The organism is Nocardia sp. NPDC052254, from assembly GCF_040679495.1.
GTDB lineage: Bacteria > Actinomycetota > Actinomycetes > Mycobacteriales > Mycobacteriaceae > Nocardia.
The window spans coordinates 452,385-476,431 of record NZ_JBFAUW010000005.1 but is presented as its reverse complement, the minus strand read 5'-3'; the positions used below and the strand labels follow the sequence as shown (position 1 = coordinate 476,431).

At 67.7% G+C, this 24,047-nt stretch carries 19 protein-coding genes; 7 read left to right on the top strand and 12 right to left on the bottom strand.

What is annotated here, in order from left to right:
- Positions 1–29 precede the first annotated feature (29 nt).
- Positions 30–578, bottom strand: coding sequence for a pyruvoyl-dependent arginine decarboxylase (locus AB0L57_RS16690; RefSeq protein WP_364962330.1), 549 nt, complete (start codon positions 576–578; stop codon positions 30–32).
- Between the two features lie 178 nt (positions 579–756).
- Between AB0L57_RS16690 and AB0L57_RS16685 the strand changes: the two genes are divergently transcribed.
- The gene (locus tag AB0L57_RS16685) at positions 757–2,478 is read left to right on the top strand and encodes a sodium:solute symporter family protein (RefSeq protein ID WP_364962327.1); all 1,722 of its coding nucleotides are present in this window, start codon (positions 757–759) and stop codon (positions 2,476–2,478) included.
- Positions 2,479–2,490: 12 nt separating this feature from the next.
- Entirely contained in the window at positions 2,491–2,775 is a 285-nt protein-coding gene (locus tag AB0L57_RS16680) for a hypothetical protein (protein ID WP_364962324.1), read from the top strand.
- On the opposite strand, the gene lhgO is transcribed toward AB0L57_RS16680, so the two are convergent.
- The 7 genes from lhgO to AB0L57_RS16645 all read right to left on the bottom strand — a co-directional run bounded on the left by lhgO (position 2,772) and on the right by AB0L57_RS16645 (position 12,729).
- The gene (gene lhgO, locus AB0L57_RS16675; protein WP_364962321.1) at positions 2,772–3,977 is read right to left on the bottom strand and encodes an L-2-hydroxyglutarate oxidase; all 1,206 of its coding nucleotides are present in this window, start codon (positions 3,975–3,977) and stop codon (positions 2,772–2,774) included. The two genes, AB0L57_RS16680 and lhgO, sit on opposite strands and share 4 nt — an antisense overlap.
- A 76-nt stretch (positions 3,978–4,053) precedes the next feature.
- On the bottom strand, positions 4,054–4,710 hold the full coding sequence (locus AB0L57_RS16670) for a YcnI family protein (protein WP_364962319.1): 657 nt from the start codon (positions 4,708–4,710) through the stop codon (positions 4,054–4,056).
- Positions 4,711–4,808: 98 nt separating this feature from the next.
- On the bottom strand, positions 4,809–5,507 hold the full coding sequence (locus AB0L57_RS16665; protein WP_364962316.1) for a hypothetical protein: 699 nt from the start codon (positions 5,505–5,507) through the stop codon (positions 4,809–4,811).
- Between the two features lie 281 nt (positions 5,508–5,788).
- Positions 5,789–7,441 carry a PepSY domain-containing protein gene (locus AB0L57_RS16660; RefSeq protein ID WP_364962314.1) on the bottom strand — a complete coding sequence of 551 codons (1,653 nt, stop codon included), beginning with the start codon at positions 7,439–7,441 and terminating at the stop codon, positions 5,789–5,791.
- Positions 7,442–8,208: 767 nt separating this feature from the next.
- Positions 8,209–8,781, bottom strand: coding sequence for a hypothetical protein (locus AB0L57_RS16655; RefSeq protein WP_364962312.1), 573 nt, complete (start codon positions 8,779–8,781; stop codon positions 8,209–8,211).
- Between the two features lie 286 nt (positions 8,782–9,067).
- Positions 9,068–10,726: an acyl-CoA synthetase gene (locus tag AB0L57_RS16650; protein WP_364962309.1), complete on the bottom strand. Its 1,659-nt coding sequence runs from the start codon at positions 10,724–10,726 to the stop codon at positions 9,068–9,070.
- Between the two features lie 149 nt (positions 10,727–10,875).
- Positions 10,876–12,729, bottom strand: coding sequence for an acyl-CoA synthetase (locus tag AB0L57_RS16645; RefSeq protein WP_364962307.1), 1,854 nt, complete (start codon positions 12,727–12,729; stop codon positions 10,876–10,878).
- 94 nt (positions 12,730–12,823) lie between these two features.
- Here AB0L57_RS16645 and AB0L57_RS16640 point away from each other — a divergent pair, with 94 nt between their 5' ends.
- Together AB0L57_RS16640 and AB0L57_RS16635 are read left to right on the top strand one after the other, a co-directional pair.
- Complete coding sequence (locus AB0L57_RS16640; RefSeq protein WP_364962304.1) at positions 12,824–12,973, top strand: hypothetical protein; 150 nt, start codon at positions 12,824–12,826, stop codon at positions 12,971–12,973.
- Between the two features lie 44 nt (positions 12,974–13,017).
- Positions 13,018–13,311, top strand: coding sequence for a tail fiber domain-containing protein (locus tag AB0L57_RS16635; RefSeq protein WP_364962301.1), 294 nt, complete (start codon positions 13,018–13,020; stop codon positions 13,309–13,311).
- An 82-nt stretch (positions 13,312–13,393) separates the two neighbouring features.
- Here AB0L57_RS16635 and AB0L57_RS16630 read toward each other — a convergent pair whose 3' ends face one another.
- The 3 genes from AB0L57_RS16630 to AB0L57_RS16620 form a co-directional block, all read right to left on the bottom strand.
- A complete protein-coding gene (locus AB0L57_RS16630; protein ID WP_364962298.1) occupies positions 13,394–14,281 on the bottom strand; it encodes an aldo/keto reductase in 888 nt (295 codons plus the stop codon).
- Between the two features lie 40 nt (positions 14,282–14,321).
- Positions 14,322–14,696 (bottom strand): DUF2255 family protein, encoded by a 375-nt coding sequence (locus AB0L57_RS16625; RefSeq protein WP_364962295.1) that lies wholly within the window; start codon positions 14,694–14,696, stop codon positions 14,322–14,324.
- A gap of 226 nt (positions 14,697–14,922) precedes the next feature.
- A complete protein-coding gene (locus tag AB0L57_RS16620) occupies positions 14,923–15,348 on the bottom strand; it encodes a YbaB/EbfC family nucleoid-associated protein (RefSeq protein ID WP_364962291.1) in 426 nt (141 codons plus the stop codon).
- A gap of 212 nt (positions 15,349–15,560) precedes the next feature.
- Here AB0L57_RS16620 and AB0L57_RS16615 point away from each other — a divergent pair, with 212 nt between their 5' ends.
- Positions 15,561–17,126: a hypothetical protein gene (locus tag AB0L57_RS16615; RefSeq protein ID WP_364962288.1), complete on the top strand. Its 1,566-nt coding sequence runs from the start codon at positions 15,561–15,563 to the stop codon at positions 17,124–17,126.
- A gap of 106 nt (positions 17,127–17,232) precedes the next feature.
- Positions 17,233–21,714 carry a hypothetical protein gene (locus AB0L57_RS16610; RefSeq protein WP_364962285.1) on the top strand — a complete coding sequence of 1,494 codons (4,482 nt, stop codon included), beginning with the start codon at positions 17,233–17,235 and terminating at the stop codon, positions 21,712–21,714.
- Positions 21,715–21,739: 25 nt separating this feature from the next.
- On the opposite strand, the gene AB0L57_RS16605 is transcribed toward AB0L57_RS16610, so the two are convergent.
- Positions 21,740–22,168 carry a YbaB/EbfC family nucleoid-associated protein gene (locus AB0L57_RS16605; RefSeq protein WP_364962282.1) on the bottom strand — a complete coding sequence of 143 codons (429 nt, stop codon included), beginning with the start codon at positions 22,166–22,168 and terminating at the stop codon, positions 21,740–21,742.
- Positions 22,169–22,383: 215 nt separating this feature from the next.
- On the opposite strand from AB0L57_RS16605, the gene AB0L57_RS16600 reads away from it, so the two are divergent.
- The gene (locus AB0L57_RS16600; RefSeq protein WP_364962279.1) at positions 22,384–24,006 is read left to right on the top strand and encodes a hypothetical protein; all 1,623 of its coding nucleotides are present in this window, start codon (positions 22,384–22,386) and stop codon (positions 24,004–24,006) included.
- The last annotated feature ends 41 nt before the right edge of the window (positions 24,007–24,047 follow it).

Genomic DNA, 24,047 nt, shown 5'->3' with positions numbered 1-24,047 from the left:
CCGGTGCACCAGCCGGGGGCCCGCCCCGCTCACGGGTGCTCCCAGCCCGAGGACCGATAGGCGGCCAGCGCCAACGCGCAGGTGGGCGCGCCGTCGGAACCCGCCTGCACGGTGGCGGTGTGGATCGGCCCGAAACGCCCCGGCCGCGCGGCGGTCATATCGGCGAGGCTGGCGCGGATCAGATCGTCCACCTGCCCGGCGGTCTCGGCCTCGTGCTCGACGAACAGTCCGGCACCCGATCCGTCCGCGCGCAGCGTCCAGCCCACTCCCGCCGCCGTGGTGGATCCCGCGGCGGCCGAATGACCGAGCGCGTAGACGCAGTAGAGTCGATCGCCCCAGGCGATCCGGTGCCGGACCCGGGAGGTTCGCCGAACCCGGGTCCGCGGCGGGATGACCGAGGACAACCGGATCAAATTCGCCTCTCCCGCACCGAGTTCGCGCAGGGCCGCGTCGAAGGCGGAAACCTCCGTCGCTCCGGTTCCGACCGCCGTCGCCACGTCGATGGTCAGTGCCGAGGAGTCGCCGCGGTCGCGTCCGCGGCGGCCGCGCGGGTCGAGCGGAGTGTGAGTCGTCAGCATCGTATCGTCCGATCCTTCCCGGGGGCCCATCAGTCTTACATTTTGGAGGTCCTACTTTCGCTAAAACAGCCCACGCCGCGCCCGGCACCGACTGCCCCCTGAGATCCAGTGTGGCGCGCTACTATCCGGGCACATCGCGATCCGGTCGACCGGCAGGTCAATCCGACAGGAGACCCGTATGCAGTTCGTCGCCGCGGCACCGTACCGATTCGATTCCCCGGTAACGGTTCTGGCCGCCGATCAGCTCCGACTCGATGCCGCTCCGGTCGATTACGCCCTGGTCGCTCTGTATTTCGTCTTCGTCCTCGGAATCGGGCTGATGGCCCGGGCGCGGGTGTCGTCCAGTATCGACTTCTTCCTGTCCGGTCGTTCGCTGCCCGCGTGGGTCACCGGTCTCGCGTTCATCTCCGCGAATCTCGGCGCGGTCGAGATCATGGGGATGTCGGCCAACGGCGCCGAATACGGCATGCCGACCATGCACTACTTCTGGATCGGCGCGGTCCCGGCCATGCTGTTCCTCGGTGTGGTGATGATGCCGTTCTACTACGGCTCCAAGGTACGCAGCGTCCCGGAATTCATGCGCCGCCGCTTCGGCACCGGGGCACATCTGGTCAACGCCCTCAGTTTCGCGATCGCGCAGGTACTGATCGCCGGGGTCAACCTGTATCTGCTGGGTTCGATCGTCAATGTCCTGCTGGGCTGGCCGCTGTGGGTATCGGTGATCGTGGCGGCGCTGATCGTGTTGTCCTACATCACCCTCGGTGGTCTGTCGGCGGCGATCTACAACGAGGTCCTGCAATTCTTCGTGATCGTCGCGGCACTGCTGCCGCTGACCCTGGTCGGCCTGCATCGCATCGGCGGGGTGAGCGGATTGAAGGAGCACGTCTCCGCCCTGCCCGACGGGGCCGAGCAATTGCACTCCTGGCCGGGGCACGAGCTCAGCGGTTTCTCGAACAACTTCCTGTCGGTGGCCGGCATCGTGCTGGGCCTGGGCTTCGTGTTGTCCTTCGGTTACTGGACAACCAATTTCGTGGAGGTGCAGCGCGCACTGGCCACCCATTCCATCTCGGCCGCCCGCCGCACCCCGATCATCGGCGCGTATCCGAAGATGTTCATCCCGTTCATCGTCGTCATTCCGGGTATGGTCAGCGCCCTGCTGATTCCGCAGATCGCCGAGTTCAAGGCCACCGGTGCCGGGGACGCGAACTACAACCAGGCGTTGCTGTACCTGATGAAAGAGGTACTGCCGAACGGACTTCTGGGTGTCGGCCTGGCCGGTCTGCTGGCCGCGTTCATGGCCGGGATGGCGGCCAACATCTCGGCGTTCAACACCGTGTTCAGCTACGACCTGTGGCAGCAGTACGCGGTCAAGGACAAGCCCGACGGCTACTACTTGACCGTCGGCCGCCTGGCCACCGTCGGCGCCACCGCCATCGCGATCGGGACCGCGTTCATCGCGGGCAGTTTCTCGAACATGATGGACTATCTGCAGACGCTGTTCTCGTTCTTCAACGCGCCGTTGTTCGCCACCTTCATCCTCGGCATGTTCTGGAAGCGGATGACACCGACCGCGGGTTGGGTCGGCCTGGTGTTCGGGACCCTGAGCGCGGTCGTGATCTTCATCCTCAACAAGGCCGAGGTGTTCCACCTCTCGGGGCAGGGGGCGAGTTTCGTCGCGGCCGGTGTGGCCTTCGTGGTCGATATGGTGCTCAGCATCGCGGTGAGCCTGGCGACCGCGCCCAAACCCGATGCCGAACTCGTCGGGCTGGTGTATTCGGAGACACCGAAGGAGCAGCTCACCGACCCGGACGCCGCGACGCTGCCGTGGTATCAGCGACCGGTGCTGCTGGCCGGGATAGCACTGGTCATCGTGATCGCTCTGAACATCTTCGTCGGATGAGGAAGTGACGCCATGCTTTTCGATATTCGGACCATCGTCGGCGCGCTGCTGGGGTGCTACGGCGTCGTCCTCGTCGTCACCGCCGCCGTACACGACACCGCTGCCCAGCGCGCCCGCACCGGCGGCTGGAACATCAACCTGTGGGCCGGAGTCGGCATGCTGGTGGTCGCGGCGGTCTTCCTGCTCTGGGCGGTCTTGCGTCCGGTGCGCGCGGCCGGCGGCGGACCCGATTCCGCGGCAACGCAGCCGGGCGGCCACCCGGGGGCCGGACCGGAGCCGGGCGCGAGCGAGCGTTAGGTACCCGCCCGGCCGTCGATGACGTCGAGTACGTACTCGGCGATCGCCATACTCGAGGTGGCGGCCGGTGACGGCGCGTTGCGCACGGTGGTGATCGGGCCGAGGTGGTGGATGCGGAAATCGTCGACGAGCTCGCCACTCGCATCGACCGCTTGTGCGCGGACCCCCGATCCGCCGCGTTCGACATCGCGCACGCCGATCTCGGGCACATAGCGCGCCGCCGCCCGCATATAGGCACGCGCCGACACCGAGCCGTACATTTCGCGAATTCCGGTCCGCCAATGCCGTCTTGCCATCCGCCACGATCCGGGCCAGGCCGCGAGTTCGCACAGATCGCGCGCCGAGAACGCCGACCGGCGGTAGCCCTCCCGTGCGAAGGCGAGGACGGCATTGGGACCGACCTCGACCGCACCGCCCACCCGGCGCGTGTAATGCACACCCAGAAAGGGATACCGCGGATCGGGCACCGGATAGATCAGTCCGCGGACCAGATCGCGCTTCGCGGGTTTCACCAGCATGTACTCGCCGCGGAACGGAATGATCCGCGGGCCGGGTTCGTCACCGGCCGCCCGCGCCACCGCATCGCTGTGCAGTCCGGCACAGATGATCAGCCGATCCACGACCAGACTCTGTGCCGGTGAACCGATCTCGATCGCGCCACCGCGGCGGGTGATCGAGGTGACCGGGAACGACAGCCGCACCTCACCACCGGCGGTGGTGATGTCATCGGCGAAGGCCGCGGCGATCCCGGGAAAGTCGGTGATGGCGGTATGTGGTGAGCACAGCGCCGCCAGTCCGCGCGCGTGCGGCTCGATGTCCCGGATCTGGGCGGCATCGATGCGGCGCAATCCGGGTACGCCGTTGGCACCCGCGCGGGTGGCGAGAGCGTCCATGCGGGTGACATCGTCGGGCGTGATCGCCACGACCAGTTTGCCGACCTCGTCGTAGGGCAGGCGTTTCTCGGCGCAATACTCGCGCAGCAGATCCCGGCCGCGAGCGCACAGCACGGCCTTGGCCGAGCCCGGCTCGTAATAGATTCCGGCGTGCACCACACCGGAGTTGTGACCGGTCTGGTGGGCGGCGACCCGATTCTCCTTGTCCACGACCACCACTCGGGTATCGGGCCGCCGGCGGGTGAGCTCGCGGCCGACCGCCAGTCCGAGAATTCCCGCGCCGATGATGCCGACGCGCCGGTCCGTCATGCTCGTTCCCGCCTCTCGCGCGCTGCCGGTGGCCAATCTACGCATCGGCCGCCGTTCGCCGCGACGCCGGTGTGGTTCAGGACCGCCTGCGGGTGAGCATCGTCGCGGCGGCGAGCACGCTCAGCGCACCGAGCACGATGCCGATACCGCCGAGCCAGCGGGCGGTGGTGTCGTAATCGTGTTCCTCGGCGTCCGCCGCCGCGTGGACGTCTCCGTGATTCGCGGTACCGCCCGACTGCGCGGGCGCGAGGTGCACCGTCGGTGCGGGATATTCGGGTTCGGTGTCACCGGAAGCCGTCTGATCCCAGGCGACGACCGTGCCGTCGGCGTAGGTCTGGGTCGCCGGCAGGGTGAGGATGTCGCTGTCGGGCAGTCCGTCGGCGAGCACCGGGAACTGCTCGAACTCGCCGGGACCGATCCCGCCGCCCTGATCCGCGGTCCAGGTGATGGCGGTGACCCGGTGGCTGTCGTCGCGGGTGATCTTCGTCTTCCACCCCGGGGTCGGTTCGGTCTCGGCTTCGGTCAGCCCGGGAAAGCGCACACTCAGTCCGGTGGTGGCACTGCCGGTGGCCGATTCGTTCGGCACCCGGAAGGTCAGCACGGCCGAACCGCCGCGCGCCGCGTCGGGGGCCGAGACGGTGACATGGGCGGTTGCCGAGGCGGCCACGAGAAATGCGGCCGCCCCGGCCGCGAGGCCGATGAAGATGACGCGGTGAAACCAGGATGTGTTCACGATCGGGCCGCTCCTGTGTCGGTGATGCCGGAGAGAACCTCATGCCGATCGTCGAACCATAACCCGGTCCGCCGCGCCTGCCCATCACCTCATCGCCCTCATTTCGCGGGCATCGGCGCGTTGGTGGTGGTGAAGTACTGCACGGCGGCCATCACGGCGACCGGTGCGGTCACCAGCAGTTGCCCCGCGAGGGTGCCGACCGCGCCGATCGCGACGACGCCCGCGATGCAGCCGACGACCGCGGCCGGGACGAACGGCCCGAACATCCCGACGATCGTGGCGGCCGCGATGGTGGCGCCCGCGACCCCGCCGAGCAGGCAACCGAGTGCGCCGCCGCCGATCCCGCCGACCAGGGTGCCGATGGTGGCACCCGCACCGAGGGTGCTGGTGAGCCGCGACCACGCGGCCTGCTCGCGGTCGTAGGGCGTCTTCCACGGCGCGCTGTCCTCGAACGGCATGGCCACCGGCTGGTAGACCGCGTGCTCCCGGTCGAATTCAGGCGTCAGCGTCGCGGTGCGGTCGTGGACCCGTGCCTGGATCGGGAAGACGAAATCGTCGACACGGAAGAACAATTCGGTTCCGGCGAGGACGGTTCCGTCGGCCGCGCGGATGGTGAACACACCGTGATCGGTGCTCATCGAGCCGGCGTCGGTGGCGATGACGGTGCCGGTCTCGGTGGTGGTGACGTGGTAGCCGACCGCATCGGTCGCCTCCGGCGCGGCGTTCGCGGTGGCGGTGTTCAGCCCGAGGGCGGCGGCGAGCAGTGCGGAGGTGGCGGCGATCTTCTTGATTCCCATGATGAATCCCTTTGCGCTGTGCGGTAATCGAAAATTTGCTGAGGGTGTGCCGACCACACCGGAACGGGGCACGGCCGTGCCCCGGACGACCGAAGCGACGGTGTCCGTGGATATTTCGGCGGGTCAGCGGTTGCCGGTGGTCCACCGGCATCGGTCACGCTCCCGGGGCGCGCACCATCGGACGGGCGGTGCCAGACCGCTCGCGCCGGATCGGTGAAAGCCGCTGTGACGCAGTTGATCAGCGCCGACAGCCGAGGGTGACCGGAGGTAACTTCAGGAGGTCAGGCGACGGCCCCTTCGCGACGTCTCGTCACGAAGCCCACGAACAGATCGATGATCAGGAAGGCGAGCAGACCGATCCCCAGTACCGGAGCGAACCAGCCGACCGCCACGGTGACGACGGCCAGCGCGGCGACGATCCACGGCGGTGTCCGCCGCAGTACCCCGCGCACGGGGGCTCGCCCGAGCGGGAGCCGGCGCTCGGCACGAATCGGCCTGCGCTGCCACCACATTCGGTAGCCGTAGCCGATCACCACGATCAGGGCGATCATCGTGGCCAGCAGCAGAATCTGATTGGCGAGGCCGAACAGCATGCCCATGTGCAGCTGGATTCCCCAGTTCGCGAGTTTCGCCATGAGCGGCCAGTCCGCATAGCGCAGGATGTCGACGACATCGCCGGTGCGGCCGTCCACGGAGATCGAATCCTGGGTGTAGACCCCGGACAGGCGACGTTCCTTGACCACGAACGCGGTGTGATCGCCGGCCGGAATCGAGATCTCGACCGGCCCGTCCACCCCGTGCCCGCGCGCGACGGCGAATACCTTGTCCACCTGCGCGGCACGATCGGCGGAAACCGGCATGGACATCCCCGCGCCACCACCGTGATGGTCGTGTTCGGAGCCCGCCGGCATCGACGGTCCGGTCGAACCCGGCAGTGCGGTGGCGACGACCGGGGTGGTCCAGCTCAACTGCTGCCGCAGTGCGGTGATGTGGTCACCGGCATGCGCGGACCAGGTCAGCCCCGTAGCCGAGAGGAACAGCAGCGGTAGCAGAATCCACGTGCCGAGCGCGGCGTGCCGGCTCATACCGCGGCCGCGCGCGGTCCTGCCCCGCTGCGGCCGGACCATGTGCCGCAGCGATCCACGCGACCGGCGTACCCACAGCACGATTCCCGCCAGCGCGATGACCCACATCCAGGACGCGGCCATCTCGCTGTAGAGCCGGCCGGTCTCACCCAGATGCAGATTGCGATGCAGCACATCGATCCAGGTGCGCAGTGGCAGCGCGCCCGTGCTGCCGTAGACGACGCTGTCGCCGACGGGTTTCGCGGTCGCCGGATCGACGAAGACCGCCCGCTGTTCGGACGCACCCAGCCCCGGATCGGAGAACAGCACCCGGGTGGTGTCGCCCGGATGCTGCGCGGGATCCACGGCGGCAAGCGCCGACTCCGGTGCGCCACCGACCGCCGCCGCGATCTGCTCGGACAGCGGCCGCGCCGGTCCGCTCGAATCCACATGCAGCAGATCGCGATTCACGACCGATTCCATGGTCGGCGCGATCGCGTACAACGCACCGGTGACGGCCGCGATCAGAATGAACGGCGCCACGAAGACCCCGGCGTAGAAATGCAGCCGCAGCGCCAGGGCCTGCAGGGCCCGCGCGGGGCCGTGCGTTCCCGGCCGCTCCGTGACCGCGGACGCGGCCGATGCGTTCGCCGGGGCGTCGCCGGGTGCCCCGGGCCTACCCGGTGACGCGCCATCGGGCGTGGTCCGCGGTGTCACATCCCGCCCGGTGCCGCCCGGTGAATCCGGCTCGGTATCAGTGGATTTCGAGTGCGATTCCGAGGGCTGCGCCTGGGGCGGCGACTCGTGTGCCGCTCTCGGTGGCGCCTTGTCGGGCGGCGGCTCGGCGCCGGTCGCCGGTATATCGGTCATGCTCACTGGTAGTGCTCCTGTTTCGAAGGCACCCACATCCGCTCGACATCGCCGTCGGCTCGATGAGCCCGGCGGGCTCGGCGAGCAGCCGCGATCGTCGGCCGGGGACCGCGCACACACCGGGGCGTGCGGATCGGATGACCACGGCACCTCGGGTGCACTCGACCGGTACGTCGCGCCGAGACGCGGTGCCGGTCGCCGAACGCGGTGCCGGTCGCCGAACGTGGTGCCGGTCCTGCGACGCGGTGCGCCCCGCCGATACGCGGTGCGGTCCGCGCCGAACGCGGTGCCGGGCCTGGCCGATGCCCGCGCGTACGGCGCTCGCGCCCTCGCCGTTGCGGGCCACCGAGACGATCACCGTCGTGTCGTGAACGGCGGGCCGTGATCGCTCGTGCCCGCTGTCATCGGCTCGATCGTTGCGCCGCCTCCGGGGCGACCCGTCGCGTACGCGGACGGCTGCCGCTCAGCGGCGACCGTGACGGCGCAATGCGATGAACCGATGGCCCGGTGGCCGATTCGCGGTGCGAACCGTTCCGGGCCGGTGGACGCGATCGAGGTGACGGTTCGCGATACCGGGCCCGGTCACGGGGCAAAGCAGGGACTCTCGCCCAGCGGGTGGCATCGCGGACCGACCGCGATTCGACTACGGCGCGTGGCCGCGGCCAACCGGTGTTCGGCCGGTCATCCGAGCGCTGGATTCACCACGCGACGAGAGCGTGCGGCGGTGACGACGGCTGTGCGGATGTGGGTATTGAATTGACTCAGCGCTACGCGGCGAGCGGTGGTCCACGGGTGCGGAAGGTGTCGGCGGGGAAGATCCGCAGGATCACGCGATCGCGGTGGGCACCGTGTGGAAGGACGGGTTCGGGTACCGCGGGGGTGCTGACCAGGACCGGCAGCACCCGCGCCACGGCGGTGGCGATCCGGTAGGCGGCCTCGGCGCCGAGAATGACGATCGCGGCGGCGACGGCGCCGGCCAGGTGGGCGCCCACCATCACGGGGGTCCACAGTGGCAGATCGTGCATGTGCGCCATATCGGCCGACATCACCAGATGGCCGAGCAACTGCCCGCCGAACAGTGCCGTCACCAGACCGGCGGTGCTGGTCCGCAGCGGGGCGAGGGCGGCGACCAGGGCCCCGACGGCGGTCGACGCCGCGACCAGCAGCATCAACGTGCTGGACTGCACGGGCATCGCACCGGCGGCCCAGCCGTGCGCGGCGATCGACAACGCGCCCGATATCGACCCCGCCGACGCGCCCCGCAACCGAGCGACCGCGGTCCGGCGCGCACGCGCCGAAACCTGGGCTCGGGCCGCGGGGCCGCCGGAACGGGGAATCACGAGCTGAATGATAGCCGACGCTTCTCGGCTGATTCACAGACAGCTCAACGCTTGTCCGAGTGGAACCGACGGGTGCGCGCCGCGGGCATGGTCGGTGCGGAACACACTGTCCCAGAGGTGATCTCGTGCCCCGTCGGCGCGGCGGGCAGTCTTCGGATCCGATGCGGACCCATGGCGTGGCTCATACTCCGAACAGGCGGGGTATGGCCGGGCTTCGCTCGGTGGCCCGACGATACGACCGGCCCGGGAGCAGGCTGCTCCCGGGCCGATCGAAGAATTTCGCGAACTACTCGCCGGGGACCTCGATCTCCGACAGCGGCTTGCGCAGCAGCTTGCCGGTGGCGTTGCGGGGCAGCTCGTCGAGGAAGATCACCTCGCGCGGTACCTTGTAGCGCGCCAGGTTGGCCTTGACGTAGTCCTTGATCTCCTGCCCGTCGCGCTTGGACTCCGGACCCGGCACGACGAAGGCGCGCAGGCGCTTTCCGAACTGATGATCGTCGACGCCGATGACCGCGGCCTCCTGCACGTCGGAACGGTCGGCGATGAGGTGCTCGACCTCCTGCGGGAAGACGTTCTCGCCGCCCGAGACGATCATGTCGTCGTCACGACCGTCGATGAACAGCAGGCCGTGCTCGTCGAAGTGACCGACGTCGCCGCTGGACATCATGCCGTCCACGGTCTCCTTGGTGCGGCCGTCGGTGTAGGCCTTGAACGAGTGCGGGTTGTCGATGAAGATCGTGCCGGTGACATTCGGCGCGGTGATCCGCTTGCGCTGGTCGTCGTACAGTGCGATCCGGATGCCCACCGGTGACTTGCCCGCGGTGTTCGGCGCGTGCCGCAGCTCCGGCGGGGTGGCCACGGTGATCACGGCGCATTCGGTGGAGCCGTACACGTTGTAGAGGGAGTCGCCGAAGTAGTCCAGGGCGCGGGTCACGACATCCGGCGGGATCGCCGATCCGGCCGCGAAAATGACGTTCAGCGAGGACATGTCGTACTTGCCCAGGATCTCTGCGGGCAGATCCAGCATGCGCTGCAGCATCGTCGGCACCACGACCAGTTCCCCGGCCCCGAATTTCTCGATGTTGGCCAGAGTCTGCTCGGGATCGAACCGCCTCTGCTGGAACACGATTCGGTTGCCGAGTGCCAGGCCGATGGTGAACTGCGACAGCCCGGTGGCGTGGAAGATCGGTGCGGCCATCAGGATCGTGCCATCACGCGGGACCGGAATCCGGTCGACCAGCTGCGCGGAGATGAAGGGGCTCACCTTGTCCCGTGGCGCACCCTTCGGGGTGCCGGTGGTCCCACTGGTCAGGATGACCATGCCGCCCGGTTTCGCCGGAAGTTTCACCGCGTCGGTGGACTGACCGGCCATCAGCGAATCGAGGGTCGGCACCGACGGATCCGCGCCGTCGGACTCGTCGGACCAGGTCAGGATGCGCGGAACCGATTCCGGGATCGCGCTCGTCAGCTCGGTGAACTCGCTGTCGTGCAGGAGCGCCTTGACCTTCTCGCGGGCGACGACATCGGCGAACTGCGGCTTGGCGAATCCCGTGTTCATCAGTACCGCGCGGACGCCGAGCTTGCCGGTGGCCAGCAGCGTCAGCACCAGGCCGCGGTGGTCGCGGGCCAGCACCGCGATCACGTCGCCCTCGCCGACACCCTGTGCATTCAGCGCGCGGGCCAGTGCATTCGACTGCCGGTCGAGTTCGCCGAAGGTCAGCTCGCCACGTTCGTCGACGATCGCCGGGGAGTTCGGCCGGGTCTGCGCGGAATGCACGACCACGCCGGCGAATGGGCCGTACTTCCCGATCGCGACGACCGAGCGCACGGCGTGATCGGGCCGCAGCGGGTCGAACAGCCCGCGCCGGCGCATCGTATTGGCCCCCAGGACCAAATCTCCGACCTTGCGAAGCGTGGTGCTTGCCGACGGAAGGACAGCTGACATGGGTACAACCTTCCGCGATCCCGCCTGACCTGGGCCGGGCTGACCGCAACATCGAGATCCAGTGCGTGCTAACCCTAGCAAGCAGGGCAGGGTGAATGTGGTTCGCGTCTCTGTAACCGACGGTACCGGAAAACTGGTCGGGTGACCGGTTATGTGACCGGGTATTCCACCAGTTCCCGGCGCAGCAGCTTGCCCGTGGCATTGCGCGGCAGATCGTCGAGGAACACCACGTCGCGGGGGACTTTGTACCGGGCCAGCGTGCCCTTCACATAGGCCTTGATCTCGTCGGGATCCAGGGTCGCGCCCGGCTCCGGTACGACGAACGCGCGCAGCCGTTTACCGAATTCGACGTCGTCGACGCCGACCACCGCGGCATCGAAGATGTCGGCCCGCTCCAGCAGCAGATTCTCGACCTCCTGCGGGAAGACGTTCTCGCCGCCCGAGACGATCATGTCGTCGTCACGGCCGTCGACGAACAGCAGGCCGTGCTCATCGAAGTGGCCGACGTCGCCGGAGGACATGTATCCGTCGATGATCTGCTTGTGCCGGCCGTCGGTGTAGCCCTCGAACGGCGCGCCGGAGCGAATGAATATGCGGCCCTTGACATTCGTGCCGCGCACCCGCTGATCGTCGTCGTCGAACAGCACCACTTCGCAGGTGATGGGTGCCCGCCCGGCGGTGCCCGGCGCGATGGCCAGATCCGCCGGCTGGGCGACCGTCGCCACCGCGCATTCGGTGGAGCCGTAGAGGTTGTAGAGCACCGGCCCGAAGGCTTCGGTCGCGCGCACGGTGAGTTCGGGGGACAGGGCCGAACCCGCCAGCACGATCGATCGCACCGACGACAGGTCGTAACGTTCCCGGATCGCCGGATCCAGCTCGACCATCCGGTGCAACATGGTCGGCACGGCCACCACCAGGTCGACCCGATGCTGCTGAATCAGGCCCAGGGTGCGCTCGGCGTCGAAGCGGCGCATCATCACCGTGGTCGCGCCGATGGCGGTCGCGATCAGCCAGGTGGCCTGGCCGGTGCTGTGGAAGATGGGGGAGACGATCAGCATCGTGCCCTGTGTCGGGAACGGGATGCGGTCCGCGATCTGTGCCGAGGAGATCGGCGAAACTGCCTCGCGCGGAGCGCCTTTCGGCAGTCCGGTGGTGCCGCTGGTGAGGATGACGAAGCCGCCGGGTTGCTTCGGCAGCGGCAGTTCGGCCGGCGGATGCGCCTCGATCAGTTCCTCGATGGTCATCGCACCCGGGGGCAGTTCGGCGCCCTCGTCGACCCAGGTGAGCACGCGCGGCAGCTCCGGCGGCAGTGCGTCGAGCAGGCCGACGAACTCGCTGTCGTGCAGCACGACCTTGACCTGCTCACGCTCGCAGACCTGCGCGAACTGCGGCTTGGCGAATCCGGTGTTCATCAGGGCCAGACGGGCGCCCGCCTTTCCCGCCGCGGCCATGGCCAGCAGCAGGCCGCGATGATCGCGGGCGAGGATGGCGATGACGGTTCCGGGTGTGACGCCGAGAGATTGGAGTCCGTGGGCCAGCCGGGTGGAGTTCTCGTCCAGCTCCCGGAAGGTGAGGCTGCCGCGCTCATCGATCAGCGCCGGGCGGTCCGGCCACATCCGGGCGGCGTGGCGCACCATGGTGGCCTGCGGCCCCAGGGCCCGGCCCTCCTTGGCGGTCAGCAGCGTCTCACCCAGGTTGCGCGGGTCGATGAAACCGCGCTCGCGCAGCACATTCAGCGCCCGCACGGCCTCGGTCACCTCGATCGTCCTGCGGCGAACCTCGTGCAGAACGGACCCGATTCCGATGCCCAAACCAATCACCTCCACACCGAGCGCGACCCATCGCGTGCTGGGGACGCTAGCAGGGAGAGGAGGGGGTTGGTACACACTTTCGGCCAACGGTTCGGCCTCGAATATGGCGGAATCGGTGTGCCGCGGATCGCGCCGCGTCTGCCGATGGCTGCCGGGGCGCCCCGCGCCGACAGGTGACCGGCGATTGGCCATTTTTGGGGACAGTGATCGTGGCGCGATCCGCGAGACTGCACGGTGTCGATCGAACTGTATTCATCGGCGATCGACACCAGGAAAAGGAGTAGAGATGAGCAAGTTCTCCACAGCGATGCAGATCGCCTCGGTCACCGCGGCCGGAGTTGTGCTGGCCGTTGTCAATTCGGGTGCCGCGAACGCGGTCATCGAAAGTAACCGCAACATCAAGCGAGACATCACCGAAGTCCGTTGGGACCGCTGATGTCGATCCGGCGGCTTCGGCGTCTTTTGCCGAAGTCGCCGGGGGTGCGGACGCCGGCGGGCGAGGCGGTGAACGGATACGACATCCTGGCGAAGGTCACCGAGCTGCCGATCAGTACCTGGCGCTATGAATGGGAACCCTCGGATGTCCGTCATCTCGGTCCGATGGCTCAGGATTGGATGGCGACCTTCGGCCTCGGCGACACCGACGAGGCCATCTACAACGTGGATGCCAGCGGCGTCGCGCTGGTATGTATTCAGGCACTACAGCGAGAGGTGGCCGAGTTGCGCGCCGAGGTCGCCGAGTTGCGGGCCGAGCGCGAACCGGCGGGCGAGTGAACGCCGCGGCCCACCCCCGAAGCCGGTAGCCGCGCGGGCTGGAGTGGACGCCCGGCGTTCCCTGCCGTCGCGACCGGTCCCCTCATGCCTCCGGGATGGCGACGCCGAAAGTGTCCAGCGTGATGGCCTCGGGCTCCGGCCCGCCTCGGCGGCCGGTGTCGAGGGCGTCGATGACGTCGAGTTCGTCGGCGCTCAGTTCGAAGTCGAAGACCTGGAAGTTTTCGATGATGCGGTGCTCATGGGTGGATTTGGGGATGACCGACCGGCCCTGCTGCAGGCCCCAGCGCAGCATGACCTGAGCCGGAGTCTTGTCGTGCGTGGCCGCGATCGTGATGAGGACCGGATCTTCGAGCGCGCTGGTGTGCACGCCTTCGCGGTAGAAGGTGATGCCACCGATCGGTGACCAGGCCTGGGTGATGATTCCGTGCTCGGTGTCCGCGGCCGCGACATCGGGCTGCCGGAAGTAGGGGTGCAGCTCGATCTGGTTCACCGCGGGCACGATCGAGGTCTTCGCGAGCAGGTTGTCGAGATGGTCGCGCATGAAGTTGCTGACGCCGACGGCGCGGACCTTCCCGTCCGCCAGCAGCTTCTCGAGCGCGCGGTAGGCGTCGACGGTGAGGTCGAATCGGGAGGGCAGCGCCTGGTGCAGGATCAGCAGGTCGATCTGGTCGACGCCGAGTTTGGCGGCGCTCTTGTCGAAGGCGTGCAGGGTGGCGTCGTAGCCGAAATCGCTGATCCACACCTTGGTTTCGATGAACACCTCGGACCGGTCGACGCCGGATCGCCGGATCCCCTCGCCGACCTCGCGCTCGTTGCCGTAGACCGCCGCGGTGTCCACGTGCCGGTAGCCGGCGCGTAGCGCGGCCTCGACCGCCGCCGCGGTTTCCGCGGGCGGACTCTGATACACCCCGAGCCCGATCGCCGGCATCCGGACGCCGTTGTTGAGGGTGAGTTGCGGTGTCGCGTTCATGGATCGTCCTCCTCGAAGTCTGATCTGCGGACGGCCTACCTCAACGCGGTTGCACGCGCATGGTGGTCTGCGCGGCGATCGAGCTGTTGATCGAGTCGACGATCGAGACGGCGTAGCGGTGATACTTGTCGCGGTAGGCGGCATCGATGCGGTCGTTGATCTCCCCGTCGACATCGACGAACGACACATCCACGTCGAGGTCCCCGGCGTGCAGATGGCCCTGGTGCCGGGGGCGGGTGGACCGGTACCAGGCGGCGGCGGGCCCATTGACTGATCGGATGTAGACCTCGTCGCCGTCGCGGACGGCCCAGATGACGCGCGGTGTGGACAGGGTGCCGTCCGGTCGGGTCGAGGATATGTCGATCTCGTCGACCCGGGCGATGGTGTCGAGCTGCTGAGGGGTCCATACGGTCACGTCGATCACTCCTTGTCGATTCGCAGCGCTTGTCGATCCGGGTGGTGCGTTCGTACCGAATTTCTTCTGGGCGGCCGAGGTCCGGGCTACGGAAGCCTCAGAGCACCCGCGGACGCCCGCCGAGCGGCCGACTGCGGACGGACACCGGGCTCTGGTGTGGCCGGATATGTTTCCGAGTCCAAGCTACCGTCCGGCAGGATCCTCCGCCGCGGCCGGTATGCCCGGCTCATGACGGTGCGTCGTCTTCGCGGTCGATTGGGAAGGGGTCTCGCAGGCTCGGGGCGCCGGGGAGTAGATCGGGGAGGTCTGGTAGTCGGCCGACGATTTCGTTGAGGGGTTCGACGGTTTGTGCGGCGTATCTTTCGGCGTGTGTTGCTGCTTCGCGGATGACTTCGGTGAGCATTTGGGCGAGTTTGTCGGGTTTGTTGCGTAGGGCGGCGGGTTTGAGCTGGATTTCTGTGACGACGCCCGCCGAGTCGACGGTTGCTTCGATGGTTCCGTCGACGGATCGTGCCTGGATTCGGAGGGTGTGGAGTTGGTCGCGGATTTGTGCGACGCTGCGCATCTGGTCGTCGTAGGCGTCCAGGAGGCTGTTGATCTCCATGCGGGCGTGGGCCTTGAGTTCGTTGTCGTCGGGGATCAGTGGATCCATTACCGGGCAACATCTTCGAGGGGGCCGCGGGGGCGTCGGATCGTGGCGGCCGATGTCGATATCGCACTGCTCATGGTCACTCCGTTCCTCTCGCGTACCACGGTATTCCGGGGCGGACGCGATTATCGCGTTCCGCCGTCGTGATCATTCCCATCATCAGGAAATCTGCATGAAGACCGGAGAATCGTCGGCAACCGAGTGAGGTGGTTGTATTGGGCCAGGAGCTACGAGTCGACGAGGATCGGCTCCGTGCGGTCGCGCGGGAATACGACACCATCGCCCACAGTGTCCAGGCGGCATATGACGAACTTCGGGCCGTGATGGCCGAGGAAGGCAATTTCTGGGGTGACGACCAGACCGGTCGTGCCTTCGCCGAAACCTATGTGCCCGACTCGCGTTCCCTGGTGGAGAGCACGAAGGACATGCTGACGTTGCTGGCCGGACAGGGAAAGGCGCTCGAAGGAGTGCTCGCCGACCTTCAGGCCACGGACTCGTTCGGCCGGGCCGGCATTCGTGATTCGTTGGACTCCGAGCAGACGCAAGCAGTTCCGGAGCCGGCATCCGCCGGGCAGGTCGGCGACCCGTCCCGTTCGACGGCCGCCCGCCCGGACGGGGTATCGGCATCCGATGCCGACTCGGACCAGCGCACCCGGACGACGCTTCCGGATCGGCTCGGTGCCGAGCCCACGAATGGTGCGTCCGGTGCGGCGCCGGACACCCCGGGTAGCGAATCTTCGGATGCCGCGACCCCGCCCGTCAATGGTTCGCGGCCCACATCCGTTGTGCCGCCATCGAATTCCAAGGGATCGCCGGTACGCGGAACCTCGGAGAACAAGTCTCCGAAGGCAACCGAAAAGGCAGCCGGGGCGCAGCGCTCGGATACACCGTGGGCACGCGGTGCGCGTGGATCCGGTTCGCCCGCTTCCCCGGCCCCCGGCACCGTGTCGGCACCGTCCACCCGGCCGGGCGACGGTCGTGGGCCACGGCCGAACTCGCCTGGGACGAAAGCGCCGCACGGCCCGAACATTCGGAAACCGGCGACGCCGGCTGCCGCTCGACGCGAGGAGAAACCGGACAAGCGCAGGCTCGCCGCTCCGGACGAGGCTCGCCGGCTGGCCGAGCTCCTCGAGGACCGGCACGGTCTGCGAGTCCTCGGATTCGACACTCCGGGAATCGAACTCGACACTCTCCGCGAGATCGTGCGCGCGCTCGACGATGTCCTCACCGCGCATCCCTACCTCGTATTGCCCGAATTCGCGATCGGCGATTGCGGAGTGCGGATCACGAGCCTGGACCGGTCCGCCGTTCGGAGCGAGCGGGAAGCGGTCCCGGGCGTCGTGCGAATGACCCTGAATGCCGCTGCCGCGAAGGATGTCGGTCTGCTGGCGAGGCAGACGGGAGTGGACTTCGAGAACCGGCCGTTGTATTTCACCATCGCGCGCGAACTCGGGCACGTCCTGGATATCACCGGAGGGCTGCGTGCGCATTCGATATCGCAGCGGAGATTGATTGCGGAATATCTTTCCGAACGTGGTGACAGTCGATTCGGTATTCCGGTCGGCGCCATCGTCGGTGACTATCGCCGGTGGCGCGGTCGATTGGGTGAATACGGACTGCCCGGCGGCCGGTTCGATCCAGGTATGGCGCTGGCCGACGCGTTCGCCGAAGTGCAGATGGGAACGGAGGAAGCCGGTGCGCCGGCGCAGGTCCTGCAACGGCTGCTCGTGGAAACCGCGCAGCGTTACAGTCCGAAAGTCGTTACGCGGCGCCCGGAGTGACCGGTACGTCCGCGAATGCCGTCCCGCGCCGGTCGCACCCAGGGTGTGACCGGGGCGTCGTCGTGGCGCCGCTCGATTCCGGCGAGCGCTCGATCGGACATGCGTCGTGAACCCACAGCAGATACCCGCTGAATTTCCGGATTGGCTGGTCGGATCGATCCTCGGCCACAAGCCCGACTACATCGTGGAGAAAAGTAGTCGAGTCAACGATGCCCTCGTGAAATACGCCACCGAATGTGCGAGAGCGGCGGAATGCATCGACAAGAACGCGGCGGCTGAAAAAGACGCAATTTCCGGAGTGATTGCCGAGTCCAGAGCGTCCACGAACACGCAGACTTCGAAATACCTGCGAAATTCGTCCGCGCATGCCCTGTCGCTGTCCGGGCAGCTGCAGTCGACGCAGGACAATGTCGATTACACGAACGCGCTGATAATAGCCGGCGGCGGGGTACTGCTGGCGACGATCGTCGTGGATCTCGCACTCGGCGGGCCAGGGGTTGTCAAAGCGGCGGCCGATCGGGCGCGGACCGAAACCGCATGGAAGGCCATGGTCCGGGGACTCTGCAATCTGGTGAAGGGTGTGGGTGGCAGGGCTACGACAGAGCGGGCCGCGTCGCCGCTGATGCGGCTTGCCGGACACGGTGCCTTGATGGGGGCCGCGAATATGGGCCTCACCGACATTGCCGCACAGGTGTACATGGTCGGCAGCGGGAAATGGGACCACTACGAGGTGGGCAACATCGTGCGGTCGATCGTCGTCGGCGCGGGCAGCGGCGCCGTCGGCTCGGTGATCGCGTACAAGGCCGCGCCATGGATGGACCGCTCACTCAGCCGGTCCGCCGCCGTGAATCCCGTGGTGCGGCAGGTGACGAAGGCAGCGTTCCTCGGCGCCGGTTCCGGTGTCGCCGGTTCCGGTGCGGGAGTGCTCTTGCAGGGGTTGCTCACCGGTCACGTGCCCACGGGCGATGAACTCGAAGCGGCGTTGACGACCGGATTCTTCGGTGGTGTGGCGGGAGCGCTACCCGTCGCGCTCGCTCGTCCGGGGACGGCCACGGCTCGCCCCGGCCAGGTGTCGGCGCCGGAAGGGCGCAGAGTCGTTGCGCCACCGTCGGAGTCGGCGCCACCGATGCTGGGGTACAAGCCCCGTGCGGGGGGCAGGTCCGGTGCGGAGACTCCGCCCGAGCAGATGAATTCTTCTGGGGTGACGGCGGGGGACCAGCTGGTGTCCAAGCCCGCGGAGGGGGGCAAGTTCGGCGCGAAGATCCCGCCCGGGCAGATGAATTCGTCTGCGGTCATGCCCGGGGACAAACTCGTGTTCAGGTCCGGTGCGGAGCCTGGTTCGGGAAGTGGGGCCGCCGGGGCCGACATTCCCAAGGGCCAGACTGTCGAGACGCCGCACCCTGGTCGAGCCGGCGCGGGCGAGACCGGTGCAGGACGTACCGGAGCCGAGCCGCAAGCGGCTGGTGAGAGCGCTTCGCCTGGTGGCCAACAGAATTCGGGCACCGGAAGTGCCGCCCGCCCGCCCGGCACCCCCACGGGTGAACCGGGCGCGGTCAAGCCGGTCACCGAGCCGGCGCCCCGGGCTCCGGCCCAGTCTGCCGACGAGAAGGCAACACCTCCCGCGTCGACAGGCAGTCCGGGCGACCAGGCCGCACACGGCACCAACAGGCCCGGACCGGGTGGGGAAGCCGCGCGCACCGGAAGTGAGAACCAGACTGCCGGATCGGGCGAGGCCGCACACGCGAGTACGGGCAAGGGCGAAGCGGCACCGGACGGGGCCGTCGATCGCAACGCCGACGGCGCCGCGCCGGAGACCGGGCGTGGTGATGAAACGGGGCCCGGTGAGCCGCTGAACCCCGCGGTGGTGGCGTTGAAGCGGGAGCACGGCCACTTGCTGCGAATGATCTGGGATTCGGGGCCGTTCGCTCAGCGAGGGCCCGATACCGCGACCCTCGCGGCGAGATTCGGCTTCCCCGCCGAAGGGTTTCCGACAGGCCGTGCGGTGACCGCGATCAATGACGCCATGCGAGTTACCAGGCTCAGTGGTGGAGATGTCAACGATTTCATCGGCAACGTCGCAATCCGCCTGGAAAACCACAACATCAATTTCGACGGCTCCTCGCGTGGTACCAGCAGTCCGCAAGCCGGTGGACCCGCGCCGAACGCGCGTGCAGGCAGTACCGCAGCTGCCGGTGAGAATCGAACCGGTGGTGCGCTGGAGAGCGGAGGTATGCAGGAGGCTGCCCCGAAGCAGGCCGTCGGTCCGGAGCCGAACGGGCAGCAGCAGAGCCGAGAAGGCGATTCGGGTGAGTCGCCGCCCCCTCGCCAGGGGGCCGATGATCCGGCATCGCTGGGCGAGAGATACCGCGGCCATCTGAATGAATTGATGGATAAGGGAATCTCACTCAAAAGTGAGGCCGGCGCGGAATATCTGGCCCGGAATCCGCTGCCCGAGTTGCCTCCGGGGGTTACCGAGTCGCAGGTGGTGGACGCGATCGATTACGCCGTGCAAGCCAATCGGCGCAATGGCGGGGATGCCGACGAAGCCGTCGCGTATGTCCGTAGGGGACTGGAGCACTACCGGACGGAAAACCGGCTGAATGCGGAATCTCCTGCGGCATCGGCAATGTCGAGGAAGCCGGACGGCCCGCCTGAGGCGAAATCGGCGCAGGAGTCCGGTACCGGAAACAATGAAGGGGCAGGCCGGCCCCACAACGGTTCCGCTGGTCGGCAGGAGGATGGGCAGAGCGCGACCCCACCGCCCGGCAAAACCGGTGATCCGGCCCCGGCGCAGCAGAGCAGTGCGGCGAAGTCCGGTGACCCGGATGGAAGGTCGAGTGCGAAACCGGCGGGTCCCGAGGGGGCGAGCGAAACACCGCCCACGGGCCGGCGGCCCGCCACAGCTCCACCGGATTCTGGTGCAGGAGAGGCAGGCTCCGGTGGGACGGATTCGCCGTCGGCCGGTGTTGGCGGCGGACGCACCGGTGGGACCGAGGAGCCGTCGGCGGGGACGGCCAAGGTCGACGATGCTGGGTCGGGCAAAGACGGTGATGGTCAGGCGAAGAAGTCCGAGAACACGTCCGACGACGGCACGAACGGGGGCAAGGACGGCAAGGACCAGGAGAGCAGGAACGAGTCCGACAATGGCAAGAAGGACCCGCCTGACAAGGAGGACGGCGAGCAGAAGGACGCCGACAAGAAAGACGGTGACAACAAGGACGGCGACAACAAGGACGGCGACAAGAAAGACGGCGACAAGAAAGACGGCGACAAGAAGGCCCCCGAAAAGAAGTTCGATTGGAGCAAGCTCAAGAAAAAGAAGGGGCTCATCGCGCTGGGTGTGCTGGCAGCCGGCGGATATGCCTACTCGCAGAACTGGTTCCCCTTCGGGGGCGGCTCCGAGGACAGTGCCGGCGGGAGCGACTCCGATGACGCAGGGCCGGAACCGAATCCGGCACCGAAGGAGAAGGCGCCGTCGGTGACCCCGGCTTCGCCGGACCCGACGGTCACACCGACTCCGGTCACACCGACTCCGGTGACGCCGAGTGCGCCGTCGAGTGCCACGCCGTATCTTCCGCCGAGCAGCGTGACGCCGACTCCGGTGACTCCGAACCCGGCAAATACTCTGCCGGATCACAACTCGCCACCGACCGTGCCGACGCCGGTGGATCCGACGGGACCCGGTGCGCAGCCGATCGACAACCAACAGGTTCCGGCTCAGCAGCAAGGATCAGGTCTCGGTGGTGTCGTCGGCGGTGCCGGGATGGGTTCGGACCAGTCGGGAGGAATCGGAGGTTTGATCGGCTCCGCCGCGAATGCCATGGCCATGATGTCGATGATGGGTGCGATGCAGCCGCAAGACGATCCGGATCTGGGCTATGACGACAACGCCGTGGCACAGGCGGCACCCGCGCCGCCGCAGGGTGACGGTGCGCAGCCGGGTGCTGCGCCTGCCGAGGGCGAAGGTGAGGGTGGTGATCCGGAGGGGGACAAGGATTCCGGTGCGGAGTCGGACAAGGACCCCGGGGCCCCGGGCGACGACTCGAAACAGGATTCGAACGAAGACGGTGCGGACGAGAACAAAGAAGACGGTTCCAGCACGGATGCGAACGAGGGGCCCGCAGCGGACAACGAGGCTGGACCCGATGCGGGTGACGGATCCGAACCGGCCTCGGAGGGAGCCTCGGGCCCCGACGCGGGGGCGGGCACCGAGCCCGGCGAGGAATCGGCTTCGGGGCCAGGGGCCGGTACCGACGCCGCCCCGGGGCAGACCCATGATGCGAGTTCGGCTCCGAACCCGGACGGTTCGATTCCGGCTCCGGAACAGGGATCGAACCAGGATGCCGACCCGGCAGACGGCGCGAACCAGGCCGCCGACGGCGGTGCTGCCCCGTCGGATCAGCAGCCGGGCCCGGCTTCCGATTCGCAGGCGGACCCAAGCTCGACGACTACAACTCAGTCGGTCGCCGACACCTCACCCGCTCGGCCCGGGGATCGCTGGCGGTTCGGTGCCTCCCCACGCGGTGCGCACCCTTGGTCGCGACTGTCCACTACCGGCCCGGATTCTTCGCTGCCGTCCACGACCTGACCGGCCGTGCGGCGAATGATCCAGCTCAGGGCGACGGTGCGTCGTCTTCGCGGTCGATTGGGAAGGGGTCTCGCAGGCTCGGGGCGCCGGGGAGTAGATCGGGGAGGTCTGGTAGTCGGCCGACGATTTCGTTGAGGGGTTCGACGGTTTGTGCGGCGTATCTTTCGGCGTGTGTTGCTGCTTCGCGGATGACTTCGGTGAGCATTTGGGCGAGTTTGTCGGGTTTGTTGCGTAGGGCGGCGGGTTTGAGCTGGATTTCTGTGACGACGCCCGCCGAGTCGACGGTTGCTTCGATGGTTCCGTCGACGGATCGTGCCTGGATTCGGAGGGTGTGGAGTTGGTCGCGGATTTGTGCGACGCTGCGCATCTGGTCGTCGTAGGCGTCCAGGAGGCTGTTGATCTCCATGCGGGCGTGGGCCTTGAGTTCGTTGTCGTCGGGGATCAGTGGATCCATTACCGGGCAACATCTTCGAGGGGGCCGCGGGGGCGTCGGATCGTGGCGGCCGATGTCGATATCGCACTGCCCACTCTCGCTCCGTTCCTCATGCGGCCGGCGATATCCGGACTCCGGGTGTGATTATCGCGCGTCGCCATCGCGATCATTCCCATCACTAGGAAATCTGCCTGGAGACCGGAGAATCGTCGGCAACCGAGTGAGGTGGTCGCGGAATGGGGCAGGAGCTGCGGGTCGACGAGGATCGGCTGCGCGAGGTCGCGCGGGAATACGATTCGATCGCCGACAGTGTGCGCCGCGCCTACGACGAACTTCGGGCCGTGATGGCCGAGGAAGGCAATTTCTGGGGTGACGACCAGACCGGTCGTGCCTTCGCCGAGACCTATGTGCCCGACTCACATGCCTTGATGGACAGCTTGAAACAAATGCTGACGTTGCTGTCCGGGCAGGGAAAGGCGCTCGAAGGAGTGCTCTCCAACCTCGAGGCCGCGGATTCTGCAGGTAAGAGAATCACGCGTAATGCATTGTCCGATAATGACTTTCGCTCGAATACCGGTGCGTCCGCACCGATCGCTCCGGCTGCGGCCGCCGATCGGGTATCCGCCGGGCAGCCGGGCGATCCGGCTCGATCGTCGGTGCCCGGTACCCCGCCGGATGTATCGGTTGCTCCCGGCATTGTCGCCGGCGCCGGGCCGGAGGGGGCGGATCCGCTCGGAACGAAACCCTCGGCTGCTACGCCGAATCCCGCCGCGTCCGATGCGGCGCCGGCAACCGCCGGCGACAGTTCGTCCGATGCGTCCGTCCCCGCTGCCGGTGGTTCGCAACCGGCATCCGGTGTGCAGGCATCCGACGCCAAGCGCCCGGCGCCGCGCGGGGCCGCGGAGAACCAGACCTCGAAGGCGGCCGATAAGCCCGCCGCGGCGCAACGAGCGGATACGCCGTGGTCGCGGAGCCCACGTGGCACCGGTTCGTCCGCTCCCGCCGCACCGGGCAAAGTGTCGGCACCCTCCACCCGGCCCGGTGGCGGGCACGGGGGCCGGCCGAATGCGCCGGGGTCGAAAGCCCCGCACGGCCCGAACATCCGGAAACCGGTGTCGGCGGCGCCGATTCGTGCCCAACGCGACGAGAAGCCGGACAGCCGCAGGCTCGCCTCCCCGGACGAGGCTCGTGAGCTGGCCGCCATCCTCGAGGAGCGGCACGGTCTGCGAGTCGTCGGATTCGAAACTCCGGGCATCGAACTCGATACGCTTCGCGAAATCGCGAGCGCCCTCGACGATGTCCTCACCGCGCATCCGTACCTCGTACTGCCCGAATTCGCGATCGCAGATTGCGGGGCCGAGCCCATCGGCCTGGACCGGGTCGGCGACCTGGGCGAGCGGGATGTGGTCCCTGGTGTCGCGCGTATGACCCTGAATATCGCTGTCGCGAAGGATGTCGGCCTGCTCGCAGGGCAGGTAGCGGCTGAATGCGAGGACCGGCCGGTGTATTTCACCATTGCGCGGGAACTCGGTCGCGTCCTCGATATCACGGGAGGTCTGCGTGCACATTCGATATCGCAGCGGAGATTGATTTCGGAATATCTTTCCGAACGTGGCGACAATCGGTTCGAAATCCCGGTCGGCGCCATCGTCGGTGACTATCGCCGGTGGCGCGGTCAATTGCGTGAACATGGGCTCCGGGGCGGCAGGTTCGAACCGGGCATGGCGCTGGCCGACGCCTTCGTCGAGGTGCAGATGAGAATGGGGGAAGCCAGTGCGCCGGCTCAGGTCCTGCAACGGCTGCTCGTGGAAACCGCCGAGCGGTACAGTTCGAAAGACCTCGCGAGTCGGCCGGGGTGACGGAGATGTGCGCGACCATCGTTCTATGCCGGACACGCACC

What these genes read in the sequence shown, in the direction of transcription:
- AB0L57_RS16640 (WP_364962304.1), top strand. Translation starts at nt 12,824, where the DNA reads ATGAGCAAGTTCTCCACAGCGATGCAGATCGCCTCGGTCACCGCGGCC.
- lhgO (WP_364962321.1), bottom strand. Translation starts at nt 3,977, where the DNA reads ATGACGGACCGGCGCGTCGGCATCATCGGCGCGGGAATTCTCGGACTG.
- AB0L57_RS16650 (WP_364962309.1), bottom strand. Translation starts at nt 10,726, where the DNA reads ATGTCAGCTGTCCTTCCGTCGGCAAGCACCACGCTTCGCAAGGTCGGA.
- AB0L57_RS16660 (WP_364962314.1), bottom strand. Translation starts at nt 7,441, where the DNA reads ATGACCGATATACCGGCGACCGGCGCCGAGCCGCCGCCCGACAAGGCG.
- AB0L57_RS16665 (WP_364962316.1), bottom strand. Translation starts at nt 5,507, where the DNA reads ATGGGAATCAAGAAGATCGCCGCCACCTCCGCACTGCTCGCCGCCGCC.
- AB0L57_RS16680 (WP_364962324.1), top strand. Translation starts at nt 2,491, where the DNA reads ATGCTTTTCGATATTCGGACCATCGTCGGCGCGCTGCTGGGGTGCTAC.
- AB0L57_RS16630 (WP_364962298.1), bottom strand. Translation starts at nt 14,281, where the DNA reads ATGAACGCGACACCGCAACTCACCCTCAACAACGGCGTCCGGATGCCG.
- AB0L57_RS16620 (WP_364962291.1), bottom strand. Translation starts at nt 15,348, where the DNA reads ATGGATCCACTGATCCCCGACGACAACGAACTCAAGGCCCACGCCCGC.
- AB0L57_RS16690 (WP_364962330.1), bottom strand. Translation starts at nt 578, where the DNA reads ATGCTGACGACTCACACTCCGCTCGACCCGCGCGGCCGCCGCGGACGC.
- AB0L57_RS16685 (WP_364962327.1), top strand. Translation starts at nt 757, where the DNA reads ATGCAGTTCGTCGCCGCGGCACCGTACCGATTCGATTCCCCGGTAACG.
- AB0L57_RS16600 (WP_364962279.1), top strand. Translation starts at nt 22,384, where the DNA reads ATGGGGCAGGAGCTGCGGGTCGACGAGGATCGGCTGCGCGAGGTCGCG.
- AB0L57_RS16645 (WP_364962307.1), bottom strand. Translation starts at nt 12,729, where the DNA reads ATGGCCAATCGCCGGTCACCTGTCGGCGCGGGGCGCCCCGGCAGCCAT.
- AB0L57_RS16605 (WP_364962282.1), bottom strand. Translation starts at nt 22,168, where the DNA reads ATGGATCCACTGATCCCCGACGACAACGAACTCAAGGCCCACGCCCGC.